The organism is Novacetimonas hansenii JCM 7643 (genome assembly GCF_000964405.1).
Classification (GTDB): Bacteria; Pseudomonadota; Alphaproteobacteria; order Acetobacterales; family Acetobacteraceae; genus Novacetimonas; species Novacetimonas hansenii.
Map to the genome: position 1 here is coordinate 30287 of NZ_BANE01000168.1, position 18468 is coordinate 48754.

Annotated in this window: 6 protein-coding genes; 3 read left to right on the forward strand and 3 right to left on the reverse strand. The window is 58.6% G+C overall.

Translation table 11 applies throughout. The features are described from left to right. The first annotated feature begins 18 nt into the window (after positions 1 to 18). The 3 genes from B7G66_RS11505 (at position 19) to putA (ending at position 6566) form a co-directional block, all read left to right on the forward strand. Positions 19 to 1641: an APC family permease gene (locus B7G66_RS11505; protein ID WP_003619890.1), complete on the forward strand. Its 1623-nt coding sequence runs from the start codon at positions 19 to 21 to the stop codon at positions 1639 to 1641. 263 nt (positions 1642 to 1904) lie between these two features. Continuing rightward, positions 1905 to 2597 carry a GntR family transcriptional regulator gene (locus B7G66_RS11510; RefSeq protein WP_003619892.1) on the forward strand — a complete coding sequence of 231 codons (693 nt, stop codon included), beginning with the start codon at positions 1905 to 1907 and terminating at the stop codon, positions 2595 to 2597. Positions 2598 to 2909: 312 nt separating this feature from the next. Further along, positions 2910 to 6566 carry a trifunctional transcriptional regulator/proline dehydrogenase/L-glutamate gamma-semialdehyde dehydrogenase gene (gene putA / locus B7G66_RS11515; protein WP_003619894.1) on the forward strand — a complete coding sequence of 1219 codons (3657 nt, stop codon included), beginning with the start codon at positions 2910 to 2912 and terminating at the stop codon, positions 6564 to 6566. Between the two features lie 94 nt (positions 6567 to 6660). Here putA and gabT read toward each other — a convergent pair whose 3' ends face one another. The 3 genes from gabT to B7G66_RS11530 form a co-directional block, all read right to left on the reverse strand. After that, entirely contained in the window at positions 6661 to 7941 is a 1281-nt protein-coding gene (gene gabT / locus B7G66_RS11520) for a 4-aminobutyrate--2-oxoglutarate transaminase (protein ID WP_003619896.1), read from the reverse strand. A gap of 160 nt (positions 7942 to 8101) precedes the next feature. Continuing rightward, on the reverse strand, positions 8102 to 9061 hold the full coding sequence (locus tag B7G66_RS11525) for an MIP/aquaporin family protein (RefSeq protein ID WP_048859209.1): 960 nt from the start codon (positions 9059 to 9061) through the stop codon (positions 8102 to 8104). Between the two features lie 334 nt (positions 9062 to 9395). Continuing rightward, a complete protein-coding gene (locus B7G66_RS11530) occupies positions 9396 to 17972 on the reverse strand; it encodes a GH36-type glycosyl hydrolase domain-containing protein (RefSeq protein ID WP_003619899.1) in 8577 nt (2858 codons plus the stop codon). Positions 17973 to 18468: the final 496 nt, after the last annotated feature.

Consider the following 18468-nt stretch of genomic DNA (forward strand, 5'->3'; position numbering starts at 1 on the left):
CCGGCAAGGAAGTGCGCCATGGCCCCGCCATCACCGACATTCAATCGTTCGCTTTCCCTCCTCGATCTGACATTACTGGGGTTTGGGGCGGTTTTCGGGTCCGGCTGGCTGTTCGCGGCGTCGCATGTCGCGGCGATTGTCGGTCCCGCCAGTATCCTTTCATGGCTGATGGGCGGGATTGCGGTCCTGTTTCTGGGGCTGATCTATTGCGAACTCGCCGCCGCCCTGCCAGAGGCAGGGGGCATGATCCGGTATCCGGCCTATGCACACGGTCCCCTGCTGGGTGCATTGCTGGGGTTTATTACCGTCATTGCCTATTCCAGCCTGATTTCCATCGAAATCATCGCAGCACGCCAGTATGCGGGATCATGGGTCCCCGGACTTACAGCCAACAAGGCAGGGGATCCGACCCTTTTGGGGTGGGGGATGCAGGTCGCGGTGCTGGCAGGGATGCTGCGGCTGAATATTTCTGGCGTCAAGACATTCGCATTATTCAACAATATCATAACATTCTTCAAATTCGTCGTGCCAATGCTGGTCATTGGTGTGCTGCTGCTGTTTCTCCGTCCTGATAATTTCACGAAATACGGCTTCATGCCTTTTGGCGGACAAAGCATGGAAAGCGCCGTCTCCGTCGGGGGCGTCATCTTTGCCTATCTGGGCCTGACCCCCATCATTGCGGTCGCAAGCGAGGTCCGCAATCCGCAACGAACCATTCCCATCGCCCTGACGCTTTCGATCTTCCTTGCCGCCTTTGTCTATATCCTGCTGCAGGTCGCCTTTATCGGCAGTGTGCCCGCCCGCATGCTTGCACCACATGGATGGGCCGGTATCGACCGCCTGCTGCCCCTGCCATTTCATGATATCGCCATCACGCTAGGTCTCGGATGGCTGGGCTTTGCCGTTGTCATTGATGCGGTCGTATCCCCCACTGGCACGGGCAATATCTATATGGGATCGACCACACGCATCATTTACGCATGGTCGCGTTCCGGCACCTTCCTTTCATGGTTTGGGCATCTGGACCCGCGCCATGGCATACCCCGGCGCGCGGCTTTCCTGACATTCGGGCTCGGCCTTTTCTGGATGCTGCCTTTTCCATCGTGGGAAGCACTGATTGGCGTGGTGTCATCCGCCCTGATCATGAGTTATGCTTTCGCCCCGGTTGCCGCCGCCGCATTGCGACACGCAGCCCCCGACCTTGTCCGCCCGTTCCGGGTCAGGTGCATCCGGGTTATCGGCCCGGTTTCCTTCATGATCGCCAGCCTGATCGTATTCTGGTCAGGATGGTACACGCTATCTTGGCTTTTATCGGTTCAACTTATTTTTGCGGTGGGGTTCCTCGCCATTCGCACGTTACGCGCCATGGGCAATACAGGCGAAGATATCCGCAGTAGCGCATGGGTGCTGGCCTATTTCACGGGCATGCTTGCACTTTCGGCCAGTGGATCCTTTGGGGGATATGGCTTTGTGCCCCATCCATTCGACGATATGGCGGTGGTCATTTTTGCCGGGCTGATTTTCATATGGGGCGAACATACCGCACATCGCAATATGACATTGCCCGATGCACCCACCGGCATCCCGATGACCATGACGCCAGATACGCTTATCGCCCAGGAACCTGTTATTTCTCTTTGAAAGGCCGGTTGAAACACCTTCTTCGAATCATTTCATGGTTCTGAAATCGCAAGATGGCCGGACGGCGGGCAAATCCTTTGACGGCATTGGCAGCGTATCATATAATTTTATATATAATGTATACCAAGGCTCCTGTCGTATAACTTGCCCGCTGCACCATGGCAGGAGAGGGGGAGGCGCCGGGAGCCTATGTCCGGGAGATTGCCATTTCCCCGTCTGCCCTGCGTTGGGGACACGACCATCTTGCGAGGGGAAATATCTGCATGCTGCCATCTGCCATCTTTGATGTGGAAACCGGCCAGAAACGTGGTGCCGCGTCAATTGTGGTTGGGGCCGCGTTGCGCAATGCCATCCTGACGGGACAGCTTCCGGCCGGGCAGGCATTGCCGCAATCAGAATTGGCTGGTGGTTTTGGCACCAGTATCATTCCCGTGCGCGAGGCGCTGAAGCAGCTAGAAGCCGAGGGGCTGGTAACGTTCCTGCCCAATCGTGGCGCAATGGTGACCGGCATGACCGAACAGGACATCATCGAATATTCCGAAATCCGCGCCTCGCTGGAGGAAATGGCCGCCCGTCACGCCGTCAGCCACATGTCACGCATGGACCTTGCCCGGGTGGAGGACGCCTATGACGCCTTTGTCGAAGGTGCGGCCAATGCCACCAGCAAACATGATTCCGGCGACCTGAACCGGGCCTTTCACAATGCGATCTATGTCGCGGCACAACGCCCACGCCTGCTGGAAATGATTGATGACCTGCATATCCGGCTCAATCGCTATATCCGCAGCCATCTTGAAATTGAGGGGCGCAAGCTTGTAACCGATAGGGAACATGCGGAAATCATGCAGGCCTGCCGACGACGTGATGGCGATGCGGTTGCAAATCTGACGCGGCGACATATTCTTGAAGCCGCCGACATTTCCATCCGGGTCATCCGCGAGCGCGCACAGTCCTGACGATATCAGGGCCGTACATCATCCCAAACGGCCTCCAGCCATAATCACAGGCACCGAAAGTTCCCGGTGAAGCTTTTCCTCAAAGCTTCAGGAAACATCCTCTGCCTGAAACAAGACAATCCGTAAATTCTGATCACCTGTTATCAACGGGTTGATTTGAAAATAGCTTGCCATTGCCTTCCGCGATGGACGCATGACCACGCCATTATGCTGCAAAAACATGCTATGAATTTTTAGATCGTATATTATAATAAGAAAATTATATCATCTTGGGTTTCTCCCGGATGTGCTGCCTGCCTTGGGATCTTCATCATGGTGTTTTTCAAAGAGTTTTCTGGTCCGGTGGATGCCCCTTCACCCCTGCGGCAACGGATAACCGATGCGTGGCGTCGGCCCGAACGTGAGTGCATTGCCGCGCTGGCTCCGGCTGCGACGCTGACCCCGGCGCAGGGCGCGCATACAACCGCACTTGCAACAAGCCTGACCGAGGGATTGCGCCATAACCGCGCACCTGGTGGGGTGGAGGCACTGGTGCAGGAATTCTCCCTTTCCTCTGCCGAAGGGGTGGCTTTGATGTGTCTGGCCGAAGCACTTCTGCGCATTCCCGACAGCGCCACGCGCGATGCCCTGATCCGTGACAAGATCGGCTCAGGCGACTGGATGGCGCATATTTCGCGCGACCGTCCGTTATTTACCAATGCCGCCGCATGGGGACTGCTGGTGACGGGACGCCTGACGGGGACGGAAACACACAAGGAAGCCGGTCTTGCACGGGCGCTGAAGGGACTTGTGGGCCGATGCGCCGAACCCGTGATCCGCAAGGCCGTCGATCTGGCCATGCGCATGATGGGCGAACAGTTCGTCGTGGGGGAAACCATCGAATCCGCGCTGAAGAACAGCGAAAATCTGGAGGCAATGGGCTTTCGCTATTCCTACGACATGCTGGGGGAGGCGGCGTTGACGGCACACGATGCCGAACGGTACCGGCAGGACTATATCACGGCCATCCATGCAATCGGCAGGCAGGCACAGGGTGCGGATGTATATGAACGCCCCGGCATCTCGATCAAGCTGTCTGCGCTTCATCCGCGTTACAGCAGGGCGCAGCGCGCACGCGTGATGGCTGAACTTCTGCCGGTGGTGATCGAACTGACCGTTCTGGCGCGGCAGTATGACATCGGCCTGAACATTGATGCGGAAGAGAGTGAACGGCTTGAACTCTCGCTCGACCTGCTGGAAGGGCTGTGCCATGAACCGGCCCTGCAGGGATGGAACGGCATCGGCTTCGTCGTTCAGGCCTATGGCCGTCGTGCGCCCTTCGTGCTGGATTTCATAATCGACCTCGCACGACGTACCGGCCATCGCATGATGGTGCGCCTGGTAAAAGGCGCCTACTGGGACAGTGAAATCAAGAAGGCGCAGATCGAGGGGGTACAGGATTTCCCCGTTTATACGCGCAAGGTCCATACCGACATCAGCTACATCGCCTGCGCGCGCAAGCTGCTTGATGCACGCGACGTCATATTCCCCCAGTTCGCGACCCACAACGCCCGCACGCTTGCGACCATACATACGCTCGCGGGGCCGGAATTCCATGTCGGTTCCTATGAATTCCAGTGCCTGCATGGCATGGGGGAACCCTTGTACAAGGAAGTCGTTGGCCCCGGAAAGCTGGACCGGCCCGCGCGCATCTATGCCCCTGTCGGGACACATGAAACATTACTGGCCTATCTGGTGCGACGCCTTTTGGAAAACGGGGCGAATTCCTCCTTTGTGAACCAGATCGGGGATGAACGCGTGCCGGTTTCCACCCTGGTGGCGGACCCTATGGCCATTGCACACGGCATCGTGCCGTTCGGCGCCCCCAATCCGGCGATCACCGCCCCGCCCGACCTGTTCGCACCGGAACGCCGCAATTCCGCGGGGCTGGACCTGAATGATGAAAATACCCTTGCAGCACTGGGTGCGGGGCTGGTGGCGGAGATGCCTTCATGGACATGTGCACCGATGGTTGCCACATCCATCCCGACCGGACGTATGCTGGATGTTGAAAACCCGTCGGACCGGCGTGACATCGTGGGGACATGGGCCCCCGCCGATATCGCCATCATCCCCGCCGTCATGGACAGTGCCGTTGCAGGTAGCAAGGTCTGGGCCGGGGTGCCGCCCACAGAACGTGCCGAAATACTGACACGCGCGGCGGACATCATGGAATCACGCCGCGATGCGCTGCTTGGCCTGATTGTGCGTGAAGCGGGGAAATCCTTTCCAAACGCCATTGCCGAAATTCGCGAAGCCGTTGATTTTCTGCGTTATTATGCGGCTCAGGTCCGTGCTGAATTCGATAATGCCACCCATATCCCCCTTGGCCCTGTTATATGTATCAGCCCATGGAATTTCCCGCTGGCAATCTTTACGGGACAGGTTGCAGCAGCACTGGCTGCGGGAAATAGCGTCGTCGCCAAACCGGCGGAAGAAACACCCCTGATTGCGGCACAGGCCGTCAGTATCCTGCATCAGGCGGGCATTCCCACAGACGTCCTGCAACTGCTGCCTGGGGCAGGGGATGTGGGTGCGGCCCTTGTTGCAGCGCCACAGGTGGCAGGCGTGATGTTTACCGGATCAACCATGGTGGCGCAGTCGATCAACCGGCGGCTTGCACCCCGTCGTGGCCGCATGGGACAGCCCGTACCGCTGATCGCTGAAACGGGGGGGCAGAACGCGATGATCGTGGATTCCTCCGCCCTTGCGGAACAGGTCGTCACCGATGTTGTTGCCTCAGCCTTCGACAGCGCGGGACAGAGATGTTCGGCATTGCGCATCCTGTGTGTGCAGGAAGACTGCGCCGATCATGTGCTGGCGATGCTGCGTGGGGCGATGCGCGAACTGCAACTTGGCAATACCGCCATGCTGTCCACCGACATCGGGCCGGTCATCACGCCCGATGCGGCAAAAGGGATAGAGGCGCATATCGAGGCCCTGCGTGCAAAGGGCGCGCCCGTGTTCCGCGTGCAGGCCCCGCCACAATGCGACCATGGCAGCTTCGTCTCCCCAACCCTGATCGAGATTGATTCCATCTCTGACCTTGGGCCAGAAATCTTTGGGCCCGTGTTACATGTCTTGCGTTACCGTCGGCAGACACTCGATACCGTCATCGATGCCATCAATGCATTGGGCTATGGCCTGACGGGGGGGCTGCATACCCGTATCGAAACCACGGTCGAACATGTGACGCAACGCCTGAACGTGGGGAATCTGTATATCAACCGCAACACGATTGGCGCGGTTGTCGGGGTACAGCCCTTTGGTGGGCGTGGCCTGTCAGGAACGGGACCAAAGGCGGGGGGGCCGCTGATCCTGCGGCGCCTTGTCGCACAATGCCCCGCGATGATCGCCCTGCCGCGCGGCATGACCGCCGGACAGGTGCCGGCAATGATGCAGACATGGCATGACTGGCTGGTGGGAACCGGGCAACGCCAGGTAGCACGATATGTGGCTGATATGATGAAAGCCCCGCTTGTCGGCGCACAGATGATGTTGCCTGGTCCGGTGGGAGAGGAAAATCTCTATCACCTCATGCCGCGTGGCAACGTCCTGTGCATCGGCGGCGGCACGCGCGGGGAACTGCTGACAGTCATATCCATGGCACTGTCATGTGGTAATACGGTGTTCGTAACCGGAGCAGAAGGGGAGACGACATGGCTGTCGGGACTGCCCACGCATATCGCACAACATGTACACGCTGTTCATGACGTGGGGCAGCACACATATGCGGTCGTAATTGGCACCCGCGACAATGACAGTTTCCGAACGATCACGCACACACTTGCCAATGGGACAGGGGCGATTACGTCCGCCTTCCTGCTGCAAGATGGCGACCTGAGACGGGAATTCCTGTTGGAGGAACAGTGCCGCAGCACCAACACGACAGCAGCGGGTGGTAATGCAAGCCTGATGGCAATCGGGTAAGCAACCGCACACAGGGCGCCATCTTTGAAAAAGATGGCGTCTGAAAGATCACTCTTGCACCGGCATGTTGCCAGGCCGGCCTGCCGGGCAGGTTTCAGCAGCCTCCGGCAAGCACCTGCTCTATGATATCCATGCCTTCGTCAATGATTTCATCTGATGCCGTAAGCGGGACAAGAATGCGGATGGTCGCACCCTGCACCCCGCATGACAGCAGGATCAGACCTTTGTCACATGCCTTTGCACAGATCGCGGCAGCAGCGTTGTCACGCAATCTTACGTCACCATGGGCGTGCAATATGTCGAATGCAATCATTGCCCCCAATCCCCGTGGGGCGCTGATCGGCAGGAGCGTCGTATCCTCATGCAATTGCATGATACGCGCGCGCATCCTTTCGCCAATGACATTGGCGCGCGCGGGCAGGTCTTCTTCCTCCATGATATCCAGCACGGCAAGTGCCGCGGCACAGGCCAGTGGTGCACCGGCATAGGTTCCGCCCAGGCCACCCGGTCCAACCGCATCCATCAGGTCCGCGCGCCCGATGACACCCGACAGGGGCAGGCCACCCCCCATGGATTTTGCAACCGCCACAAGATCCGGTTCAACCCCGGAATGGGTGATGGCGAACATCCGGCCAGTACGGCCAAAGCCACTTTGCACCTCATCCGCAATCAGCTTGATCCCATGTGCATCGCAGATCTGGCGCAGGCGATGCAGCAATTCAGGCGGCGCCACACGAAAGCCGCCTTCTCCCTGCACGGGTTCAATGATAATCGCGGCAACGTGGGACGGATCAATATCCGCGGCGAACACAAAGCCAAGCATCTTCAGGCTGTCATCCACCGTAATATCCCCATCGGGGAAGGGGATATGATAGACTTCACCCGGCAGCGTCCCGAACGGTTTCTTATAGGGCCGGACCTTTCCTGTCATGGCCGAGGCCAGCAGCGTGCGGCCATGGAACCCCCCACAAAACGCAATCACCCCTGTACGCCCTGTTGCGGCACGGGCGATTTTCACGGCATTTTCGGTGGCTTCCCCGCCAGTGGTGAAAAAGATGGTTTTTGCCGGGCCGGAAAATGGGGCGAGAAGATTCAGCCGTTCCGCCAGAGTGATATAGGATTCATAGGCCGAGACCTGAAAGGCGGTATGTGTAAAACGTTCCAGTTGCGCCTGTACCGCCGCCATGACCCGGGGATGGCGATGCCCAACATTCAGGACTGCGATGCCACCCGCAAAATCTATATAGCGACGATTTTCAATATCCCACACTTCAGCATTCAGGGCACGGTCGGCGAAAATGGGGGTCGAAGTCGCAACACCACGTGCAACGGCGCGTTCACGCCGGGCACGCAGTTCCTGATTGGTGATCGTCATTGCCGTTTTCCTTTCATGCCTGTCATCGCAGGGGAGTGAAGGAAAAGGGATAGGAAGGTTGGGGCAGGGCAGGAAGTTGTCTTTTATCCCACGGGTGGTGATGAAAAATCACCACCCGTGGCTGTTCCCCAATCTGACAGCATTCTTTGCTGTCTCTCTTTCAATCCGCAGTTGGCGTGACCCTGGCTTTTGCCAGTTCCTCCAGATGTGCGCGATAGGCATCGTAATGTTCAGGGGCAGCATGTTTAAAGTGGGGATCATCCAGATGGGGGACGCGGCCATGATGACCGAAATTGACCAACCGTGCCTCCAGAAGATGAATCTTGCCAAACAGGTCACACTGGATAGCAAGAACCGCAAGTGACGATCCTGCAAAAGGACCGATCAGATAAATCCACAGGCTGGTCCATGTCCCATCGAACAGTGCCGGTCCAAGGCTGCGTGCAAAATTGACGCTGTTGCCCGACAGCCATGCGGTCAGGGGATTCATGACAAGGAAGAATATCCCGCCGATCCATGGGGTCACAGCCTTGTAACGCGGATGCGCCGCAAGCCAGTAAAGCGTGATGATCAATAACCCGGTCACAAGTGCCTCAGACCCCAGGGCGTACCAGACTGAAATGCTCGTATAGGGGATGGTCGCACCGTAATGCACCTCGCGCGACAACAGGTGCCACGGGGCAAAAACCAGCCCCAGGGCATAAACCACCGCCGTTCCTGCCAACGCGCCCACGATCTGCGCAATGGCATAGCCAACGGCATCAATCCAGACGATCCTGCGCGAGAGCATGAACGCCAGGGTGACGGAGGGATTGAGGTGCGCGCCACTGATCTTGCCAAACGGTGTCATCGCCGCTGCTGTTCCCGCCATACCAAAACACAGGCCACACAGAGCGGTCTGGATATTTGGATACGGTGCCAGCAGGCGGGCAAGGAACGTGCCTGGCGCACTCAGCAGGATGACACAGACCAGCCCGACGATCATCAGCACGGCCGTGGCAAGGGCCTCGCACCAATAAAGTCGCCAATGAAATGGCCTGTCGGGGTGGGGTGCCCCCGACAGGGGCCGGTCGTGAAAGTGAATGTGGAAATGCGGCCAGTGGATATGCGGCAGTTGCACATGAGGAAGATGAAAGTGCGGCAGGTGCATATGCGGCATATGAAAATGCCGCGGCCCATCCTTGTGTTCCGTACTGTCCTGATGTTCCGACATTATCCTGTCCATGTATTCATCATGCCATGAAAGCAGAAACACATCATATTCCCATATTATTTTTTGTCATTACATTTGAATACATAGGTCATATTAACAGTTTTAATCGTAAATACATCGTGATAACCCAACATATTCATTTATTTTATTATATTTATATATGTGTTTTAGGTTCTTATAAAATCATATACTCGCGACATACATCAGGTATATCCAATAATTATTTTCATGATCACCATGACTATCCAAGTATAGCCGATATCGTATGTTGCTTCCCATCATCTGACATCCTGACCCGATGCCCCATCACCACAACCTGCCCATCCATCAACAGTCGCGTCACCCCGCGGCAGACATGGTTCGGGTTTTCAATGGTGATGACATACAACGCCGTTCGCCATGCAAGCTTTGCCTCAAAACCAGGCCAGCCAGCGGGAATGCAGGGATCAAGTATCAGTTCGTCACCCTCTATGCGGATGCCAAGAATGGTTTCACATCCCACCCGCTGCATCCATCCGGCGGACCCTGTATACCATGACCATCCGCCACGCCCTTCGTGCGGGGGACGGGAATAGATATCCGCCGCCACCACATACGGTTCCAGCCGATAGAGTTGTGCCGCACGCATCGTCAGGGCGTGCGTAATGGGAAGCAGGTCGTGAAACAGGGCATGGGCACGATCCCCATCATGCAACCCAGCCACCGCCATGACAGTCCACAGCGCCGCATGCGTATATTGGCCGCCATTTTCACGAATGCCCGGCGGATACCCACGGATATAGCCGGGGTCTGGGCCATTTCCGCCGAATGGCGGTGCAAGCACCAGGACCAGCCCATGCGGTTGCCCCGCCAGACGCTGCATGACGGACCGCATGGCGTGCGCGGCACGTTCGGGCATTGCCACCCCCGACAGGACCGCCCATGATTGCGAAATCGCATCGATCTGGCATTCTGTATTAAGGTGCGAGCCCAATGGTGTACCATCGTCGAAATAGGCCCGCAGGTACCAATCCCCATCCCATGCCTGTTCCAAAGCACCCGCCAACGCATCCGCATGGGCCTGCCATGTATCGGCACGGGCATCCGCCCCACGTTCGCGCGCAAACGTGATAAAATCCATCAGGGCCGCATGCAGGAACCATCCCAGCCATACGCTCTCTCCACGGCCCTGTTCCCCCACACGGTTCATCCCGTCGTTCCAGTCGCCCGTTCCCATCAGGGGAAGGCCATGTACGCCCACCCGCATGCTGTGATCCAGCGCACGTGCACAATGTTCAAAAAGGGAGCTGGTAACAGCCGAAATGGCAGGTACCATGAAACGATCATGCTCGGTCAGGGATAGCGGCGGCGCCTCCAGAAACGAGACCGGCTCATCAAGGATACCGCGATCACCACTGACCCGGACGTAATGGGCAACGCTATGGGCCAGCCACGCACAGTCGTCCGAGATATGAGTACGCACGCCCGCCCCTGTCTGGGGCAGCCACCAGTGCTGCACATCCCCTTCGACAAACTGGCGCGATGCAGCATGCAGCAGATGCGCCCGCACCCGCGCGGGACAGGCAGACACCACAGCCATGCCGTCCTGCAACTGATCGCGAAACCCGAAGGCTCCGCTGGCCTGGTAAAAACCTGCCCGCGCCTGGATACGGCTGCTGAGGGTCTGGTAAAGAAGCCAGCCGTTGAGCATGATATCCATCGCGCGATCAGGCGTGCGAACCTGCATCGAACAGGCCAGCCCCTCCCACCGGGCCCTGACGTCATTGAGGACGGCATCAAGGCTGGTCGCACGGTATTTTGCCACAAGGGCACGCGCGGCGTCTTCATCCTCTCCTTCCCCCAACAGGCAGACAACCTCCACCCGTCCATCGGGGGGCAGGGTCACGATCGTCTGCAATACCCCACACGGGTCCAGCCCCGCGCCCAGGGCTCCGGCCACGCCACCAGGCCGCATGAAGGCCATCGGCGCGTCAAGCGTGCCATGACGTCCCATAAAGGCCGCCCGATCCCCGCAGGCTGCGGTGCTATATCCGCCGATATCAAGGAAGGCGACACGACGGCCATATGTTACGTTCCACGGATTACGCGCAAACAGCGCCCCACTTTGCGCATCAAGCCCGGTAATGACGAACGGGGCGGCCATCGCACGTGCGGCCCCCAGCACCCATTCGACATACGCGGTGACAGACAGCGTACGCGGGCGTTGGGACAGGTTATGCAACTGGATGCGCGAAATCTTGACCGGGTCGGTGTCAGGTACGTACTGCAGCACCGTGCTGGCAATGTCATGGGCCACGCGTTCATGGCGGGTATAACCGCGCCCATGGCAGGTCACATAGGTCGCCCCCGCTTCCCGGCGGGTCGCAGCCAATGGGCACCATAGGTCACGTGTGTCCTGATCCTCAAAATAAAAGGCTTCGCCGGCACGGTCACTCACCGGGTCATTCGACCATGGCGTCAACTGGTGCTCGCGGCTGTTCAGCGCCCATGTATATCCCGCCCCTTCGGCAGAAACCTGAAAACCAAAATCGTCATTGGCGATGACATTCACCCACGGCGCAGGCGTCGTACGACCCGGTGCAAGAATTACGACATATTCCCGGCCATCATCAGCAAAACCCCCGAAGCCATTGAAGAACTCCAGTTCAGGCAGGACAGGCACCCCAAGGGCGGGAACGTCGGCCCCCGGCATACCCCTTGTCATGACGGGGAGGGAGGAGGTCAAGGCTTCCGCCTGTTCCAGTTGCTCTGCAATGGGACGGGCCGCTGACAGCACAACACGCGCCACCGACAGCAGCAGGTCGCGCATGGCAGGCAGGATCAGGTCCGCGCGGAGCGTACGCACCGACCCCGCACCTGCGACCAAACGTCCGGTCGCACGCACCAGGTCATCCAGCGAAATCTGAAGATCCTGCAGGTAAGACGACGGGTGTTCATTCAGGATGACGATATCCACCGCCAGCTGCTTAAGCTGGAAATATTCCTGCGCCTGCAGCAGGTGACGTACTACATCGGTATTGGCATTGTCACGTATCCGCAGGAGTACGATCGGCAGGTCCCCTGAAATCCCCTGTTCCCACAACAGGGGCTGCGCGCCGACCCCCTTACTGATGCACACCGCCTCGGCCCGCAGGGCCGGGCCTGCAAATATGATGTGCCCTGCAAGACGCTGGAACAGGTCAGCATCCGCCGGGGTGATGTCCAGATGACGCAACTGTACCTGCGCCTGTGTCCAGGCCAGCGTACGTACCCGTTCAAAGGCGGCATGGTCACGGTGTGTGTCGATCAGGTCAAGCAACGCCTCACGCGACGGGGCAACCAACGTCCAGAAAGTGATCCGGGCCATCGCACCGGGCCTTATCAGCATCGTGCTACGGATCGAAAAGACAGCATCCAGCACTGTTCCCGTCCGCCCTGACATAACCCCGTCAGGCCGGAGCGCACGCGGATGGCGCGTATCATGTCCGCGCCCGACAAAGTACGCCCGGTCCGTTTCCACCTGCACCGGCGTTGCGCAGACCGCCAGATGCGCAGCCCAGATTTCGGCTTCATCAGCCGTACGGCGACGGCGCGTGGCAATTATGGCACGGGAATCCGGCAGGTATTCTGTCTGTACGAACAACTTGGTGAATGCAGGGTGCGCAAGGTCCGCCGCCTGGGTAATAAGCGCAAGTTCCGCATAGGACGTGACGTCAATTTCCAACACATCACCACCACCATTAAAGACGGAAACCTGCCTGCATTCGGCATCGTCCTCGGCCGAGACCATGACCTCCATCATGGTCGTGACAGCACCGTCGCGGCGGGCGAATTCCGCCCTGTCCTCATGAAACACAACGGCATGATCGTCCCCCCGCACGCCACAGGGCTGCACCCCTGCGGACCATACCTGTCCGGTCCGGACATTCCGCAGATAGATATACGATCCCGTATCATCGCATGTCGGATCTTCACGCCAGCGGGTAATGGCCTGCCCCTGCCACCGGCTATATCCTGATCCGGCAGTCGTCAGCATGACCGAATACCGCCCGTTTGACAGCAGGTGCGTTACGGGTTGCGGTGTATCGGGTGTCCCATAATATCGTCCGGCCGCCGCCGTCACCGCCCGCACCGGCACAGGGGCCGCATCCTCTGCCACCAGGGCGCGGGCCACCGCCCCGGTGCGCGGCGCGCGTTCCTGCAACAGCAGTTCGGCCGATGCGATGGCTGGATCATCATGGAAACGCGAACGCATGATGCCGTTCATGACCGCATCGGCCACCGCCAGGATCGACATGCCCTGATGATGGGCCATATAGGCACGCACGACGGCGACACGTTCATGATCGGGCACGCGCTGCGGGGTGTAATCAAGGGATTCGTAAAACCCGTAACGGCCCTGCGCGCCCACATGCTCAAGGGCCAACAGGTTGGCAACCGCCTTTTGCGGATCCACCATCGCCGCAAGCATCGTGGCATAAGGTGCAATGACGATATCGGCCCCAAGGCCACGTTTCAGGCCCAGACCCGGGACGCCAAAATTCGAATATTGATAGGTATATTCAAGATCACGCACATTATATGCGGATTCCGAGATCCCCCATGGCACATCATGCCCCTGCCCATAGGCGATCTGGCACTGCACGATCAGTGTATTGGTCTGTTCCAGCAGACTTCCGATCGGCGCGCGCATGACCAGCGATGGCATCAGATATTCGAACATCGACCCCGACCATGATACCAACGCCGCGCCATTGCCCACGGGGGTAATGGCACGTCCCAGGCGGAACCAGTTGCGTGCAGGTATGTCCCCCTTGGCGATGGCGAAAAAAACCGCCAGTCGCGCTTCGGATGCCAGCAGGTCGTAACAGTTGCTGTCCTGTATGTCTTCGGCCACCACAAAGCCGATCGAAAGCAGCTTACGTGATTCATTGCACAGAAAACCGAACTGCATGTCCTGCGCCATGCCACGTGCCTTGCGTTCAAGCGCCTCCAGGCGCGCCCGCAGGGACGATACGGGGGGGGCGGACGCCAGATCCCGCATGTGGCTCTCCAGCCCGCGCAACGCCGCATTGGCCCAGAATCCCGGGTCCGCACGTCCCGTGGGCATTGTGTCCACAGACATGTTCGCTATGGCATCCACCTGCTGGCTCACACGACACGCACGTGCCTGCAATATGGAAAGCTGCGTGTACGATGGCAGTTCAGGGGCAGACAGGACCGCGCTTTTCAGGGCTGCAAGTGCCCGCACCAGACGCCGTTGCCCGATGGACAGGGACAGGCGCGCACCATTGTGGAACGTAAGGTCGGTAATGGCGATATTAAGCGCATCGGCGACCCCTTCGCGCCATGATGCGCAAAGCCTGTCATCGCCATGGCGCCACTGGCGGCAGGCACTGGCCAGTGTCACGAGATGGCCCGCCATGTTGCCACTGTCCACGGTGGAAATATAGGCGGGTTCCAGCACCGTCAGGTCGGATGTATCGTACCAGTTATAGAAATGCCCGCGATAACGTCCCATGCCATCAAGCGTAGCGAACGTAGCCTCCAGCCGGTCGATCGTATCGGTCAGCCCGGACCAGCCGAAATCACGTGCGCTGATGCAGCACAGCAGATACAGCCCGATATTGGTGGGCGACGTACGGCGCGCCAGTACGGCATCGGGATCTTCCTGAAAATTGTCGGGCGGCAGCATATGGTCCGCAGGCGTCACAAATGTTTCAAAAAAGCGCCATGTCCGTCGCGCGGTCATCCGCAATGCGCGAATATCCGTGCGCGATGGCCGTGACCGCGCCGCCGTGACCGGAAACCTGCTGACCCACATCGCAACGATAGGTGACATGCCCCACACCATGATCAGTGGCACGGCCACGAACAGGCTTCGTACCGCAAAACGTGCGATCATGTCCCCCATCACCAGGGACAACAGCGGGACTGCAAGCATCCGGCGGTAATATTCCACCATCCCCGGATGCACGGTCGGGATTGTCTGTGCCGCTGGCACCCATTGCAGCAGATTGCGGCGGGTTATGAACACCCGGATCAGGGTCCGCACGATCGCATCCCCCATCAGGACCGCCAGATGTGCAGCAAAAGTGATATTGAGCGCGGCGAGCACACATGCATCCGCCGCATCGGCCATCAGAACGCTGCCGTAACTGCGTAACGTGATCCATTCGCGACGGGGAACAAAATCCGCAAGGACAGGCAGGAACACCGGCAATGCCATCATCGTCATGATGAACAGACCCCAGACCATGGCGTCATGCAGGGGCAGGAACCAGCTTGTGAACAGTGCCAACAGCACGAAAGGTGCGCTAAGTGTGCGTCGCAGGTTATCCGTCATTTTCCATCGCGAAATTCCCGACAGCCGACGCCGTGGGTCCGCCCTGCGCCCAAATACCGGAAAGATCCACGGAAGGAGCTGCCAGTCCCCACGCGTCCAGCGATGCAGCCGCCGTGCCGCCACGAGGTAATCGGTGGGGGAGTCCTCCACCACTTCGATATCGGAGGCAAAGCCCGCACGCGCGAAAATCCCCTCGAACAGGTCATGGCTCAACAGGGTCGATTCCGGTATGCGATGCGCAAGCGCGGCCTCGAACGCGTCGATATCGTAAATACCTTTTCCTGCATACGATCCTTCGCCAAACATGTCCTGGTACAGGTCGGACACGGCGGCGGAATAGGCGTCAATGCCGCTGGCGCTGGAAAAAGCCCTCTGGAACACGGTGCTTTTGTGGCCGACAGGCAGGGCGGGCGTAACCCGTGGCTGCAGGATCGCGTATCCTTCAACCACACGGGCGGATACGGGATCAAACCGCGGCAGGTTCAATGGATGCGCCATTTTCCCCACGAGCCGACGTACCGTCTCCAGCGGCAGGCGCGTATCGGCATCAAGGGTCACGACATAGCGGACACCATCAGGCAGCACACGCGCAGGGTCCGGCAGGAAGGTCGTATTACGCGCACCACGTAACAACTGATTGAGTTCATGCAGCTTGCCACGCTTGCGCTCCCATCCCATCCAGATCCGTTCGCTTTCGCACCACACACGCCTGCGATGCAGCAGCATGAAACGTGGCCCGCCGATTGCAGGGCCATGGCGGTGATTGAGGCGCGCGATCCCGTCACAAGCCAGCGCCAGCAATGCCTCATCATCGGGTGCATGCGCACTGTCATGATCGTGCCAGTCGCTGAGCAATGCAAAATGCACCGCATCATCACGTGTGGCGAGGTAGTGTACCTCCAGCCGTGCGACAAGCTCCGCAACTGTTTCCTGCGTTACCAGCATGACCGGCATCACAACAATCGTACGCAGATGCTGGGCAATGCCATCGCGCAGTTCCAGTCCCGGCAGCGCAGTGACACGAATGGCCTGTAACGCAAGCCGGTTGATGCACGCCACGGCGGCATCGGTCGTGGGCACGAACGCAAGGAGCGCCACCACCATGGCCAGAGGTGTCGTAGTCCCCGCCGACGAGAGAAGCCAGAACGGAATCACAAGAAAGACAAGCGTGAGGAGTGTGACCGCGATGCTATATCCCGCGATCCCCCAGCGACATCCCCCCCGCACCACCCACATCAGGGGCGTGGGCCTGAATCCCAGCGCCTGTTCCAGCCCCCGGCGACCATCCATCAGCAGGTAATATCCCGGGTCGCCCCGCCGTGGATCATCAGGATGTGCCTGCTGCGCAGCTCTTGCCATTGTCACGGCAGTCTGCGCGATGTCTGTTTCGGTATGATCGCACCCACGGGCGATCTCTTCTATCGCCTTGCGATACAGGTCGCGACTGGCGAAATCAGCCTGCGTGAAACTGTCATATTCCGCAAATACCCGATCCACCAGACAGATACGCTCAAACGCCTCGGTCCAGTCAATCCCGGCAATCAGGCGAAGGCTGGTGATAATGTTGCGGATCGTGGCATTGAAGGCGCCCTGTTCATGCAGGTCGTCGCGGACAGCGGCCTCAATCGTGCTGTCCCTGTCGGACAGGCGTTGCGCCAGCCAGACAAGGGCCGGGTCCTTTTCAGGGTCCAGTCCACGCAGGCAATGCGCCATCTGGGCGGCAAAGGCGGGAGTAAGCAGGTCAGGCGCCACGGCGGCAAGAAGGACAGACGGCACCGGATGACCATTTTTCCGTGCAGCAGCCAACTGTTCACACAGCAGGTCGGCCGCACGGCGATGGGTGTTGTTGTGCATAATCGCACCGACAACGCGACGCAGGTTTTCAATCAGCACAATCCGTAATGTAATCGGAACGGCCCATAATTCCCCGATCGTCAACGCCTCCACTTCCTGATAGGCAAGAAGGTAGCCACGCAGGATATCGGGTTGCAGATTGCTGTCGGTATGGGCGACATACGCCCACGCCACGGCGAATATCCGTGGCAGGCCGGCAAACGGACTATTCGCAAGCTTGGGCAGCCGCGCATAATATCCCGACGGAAGATCCAGTGCTGTTTCACGGATCTGCATATCGACCAGGGCATAATTATCCGCCAACCATTGCGCTGCTGGCGTCAATTGCCTGTCTTGTGTGATCGCCTTTGTGATCTCGCGTTCGGCATTGCATAAAAAAGCACTGTTCTGCGCAAGGCGTCGCGACAGGGGTTGTGTGCCCCATTGTCGCGCGTGCGCTAAGGTAATCTCCTGCGCCGCAGCAAGGCTGCGGGCATGATCCTCCAGCCGCTCCGCGCCAAAAATCTCGCTTCTGACAGGAAAATCATCGGTCTGCCATATTGGCCACGGCTTCCTGCGAAAGAGGCGACGCATGAAACCAGACCATCCGCCCCCCGCCGTCAGGGACGGGGCAGACGTCAATACAGGATGCGCGTCCATGCTCTGCTCCGGTCCCTGGGGGGGAAGAAGGTCAAAACTCTATTTCTTTTAAATATCTATTTCCGAAAAAGGGTCTGCCTCTGCCGCTGATCCTTTTTCCCGGAAATTTGTCGCAACAGGGGAGGGATGTCCCCGGAAAAGGGCGACCGTACCGACGGTTTTATCGCGACATCATCTTTTTTCCGCTTTTCTTCAGCGGTCTGCGTAATGTCTGAAAATCCCATGACCTTTCTCCCCGATCTGTCAATGTGGAAACGATCTGGACCCCGCATATCAGGGCGTCATTCGCATGTTTTACGAATATGGCATGATCGTTTGAAAGCGTGCAGACAACGCACCATCGCATCGCATGTTGCATGGACATCCGTGCAGGCATAAGACAGCCATCATAGAGACTGTTTGAAAAGTCAGGATCGATAAAACTCTGAAATTATAAAGGTTTTTTGTGAAGATTTTTCTAAAAAGCTTCAGAAGACGCCGCCTTTTTGAAAAAAAG

Excerpts from the sequence above, each read along its gene's own strand:
- B7G66_RS11530 (WP_003619899.1), bottom strand. The coding sequence starts at position 17,972 with ATGGACGCGCATCCTGTATTGACGTCTGCCCCGTCCCTGACGGCGGGG.
- putA (WP_003619894.1), top strand. The coding sequence starts at position 2,910 with ATGGTGTTTTTCAAAGAGTTTTCTGGTCCGGTGGATGCCCCTTCACCC.
- B7G66_RS11505 (WP_003619890.1), top strand. The coding sequence starts at position 19 with ATGGCCCCGCCATCACCGACATTCAATCGTTCGCTTTCCCTCCTCGAT.
- gabT (WP_003619896.1), bottom strand. The coding sequence starts at position 7,941 with ATGACGATCACCAATCAGGAACTGCGTGCCCGGCGTGAACGCGCCGTT.
- B7G66_RS11510 (WP_003619892.1), top strand. The coding sequence starts at position 1,905 with ATGCTGCCATCTGCCATCTTTGATGTGGAAACCGGCCAGAAACGTGGT.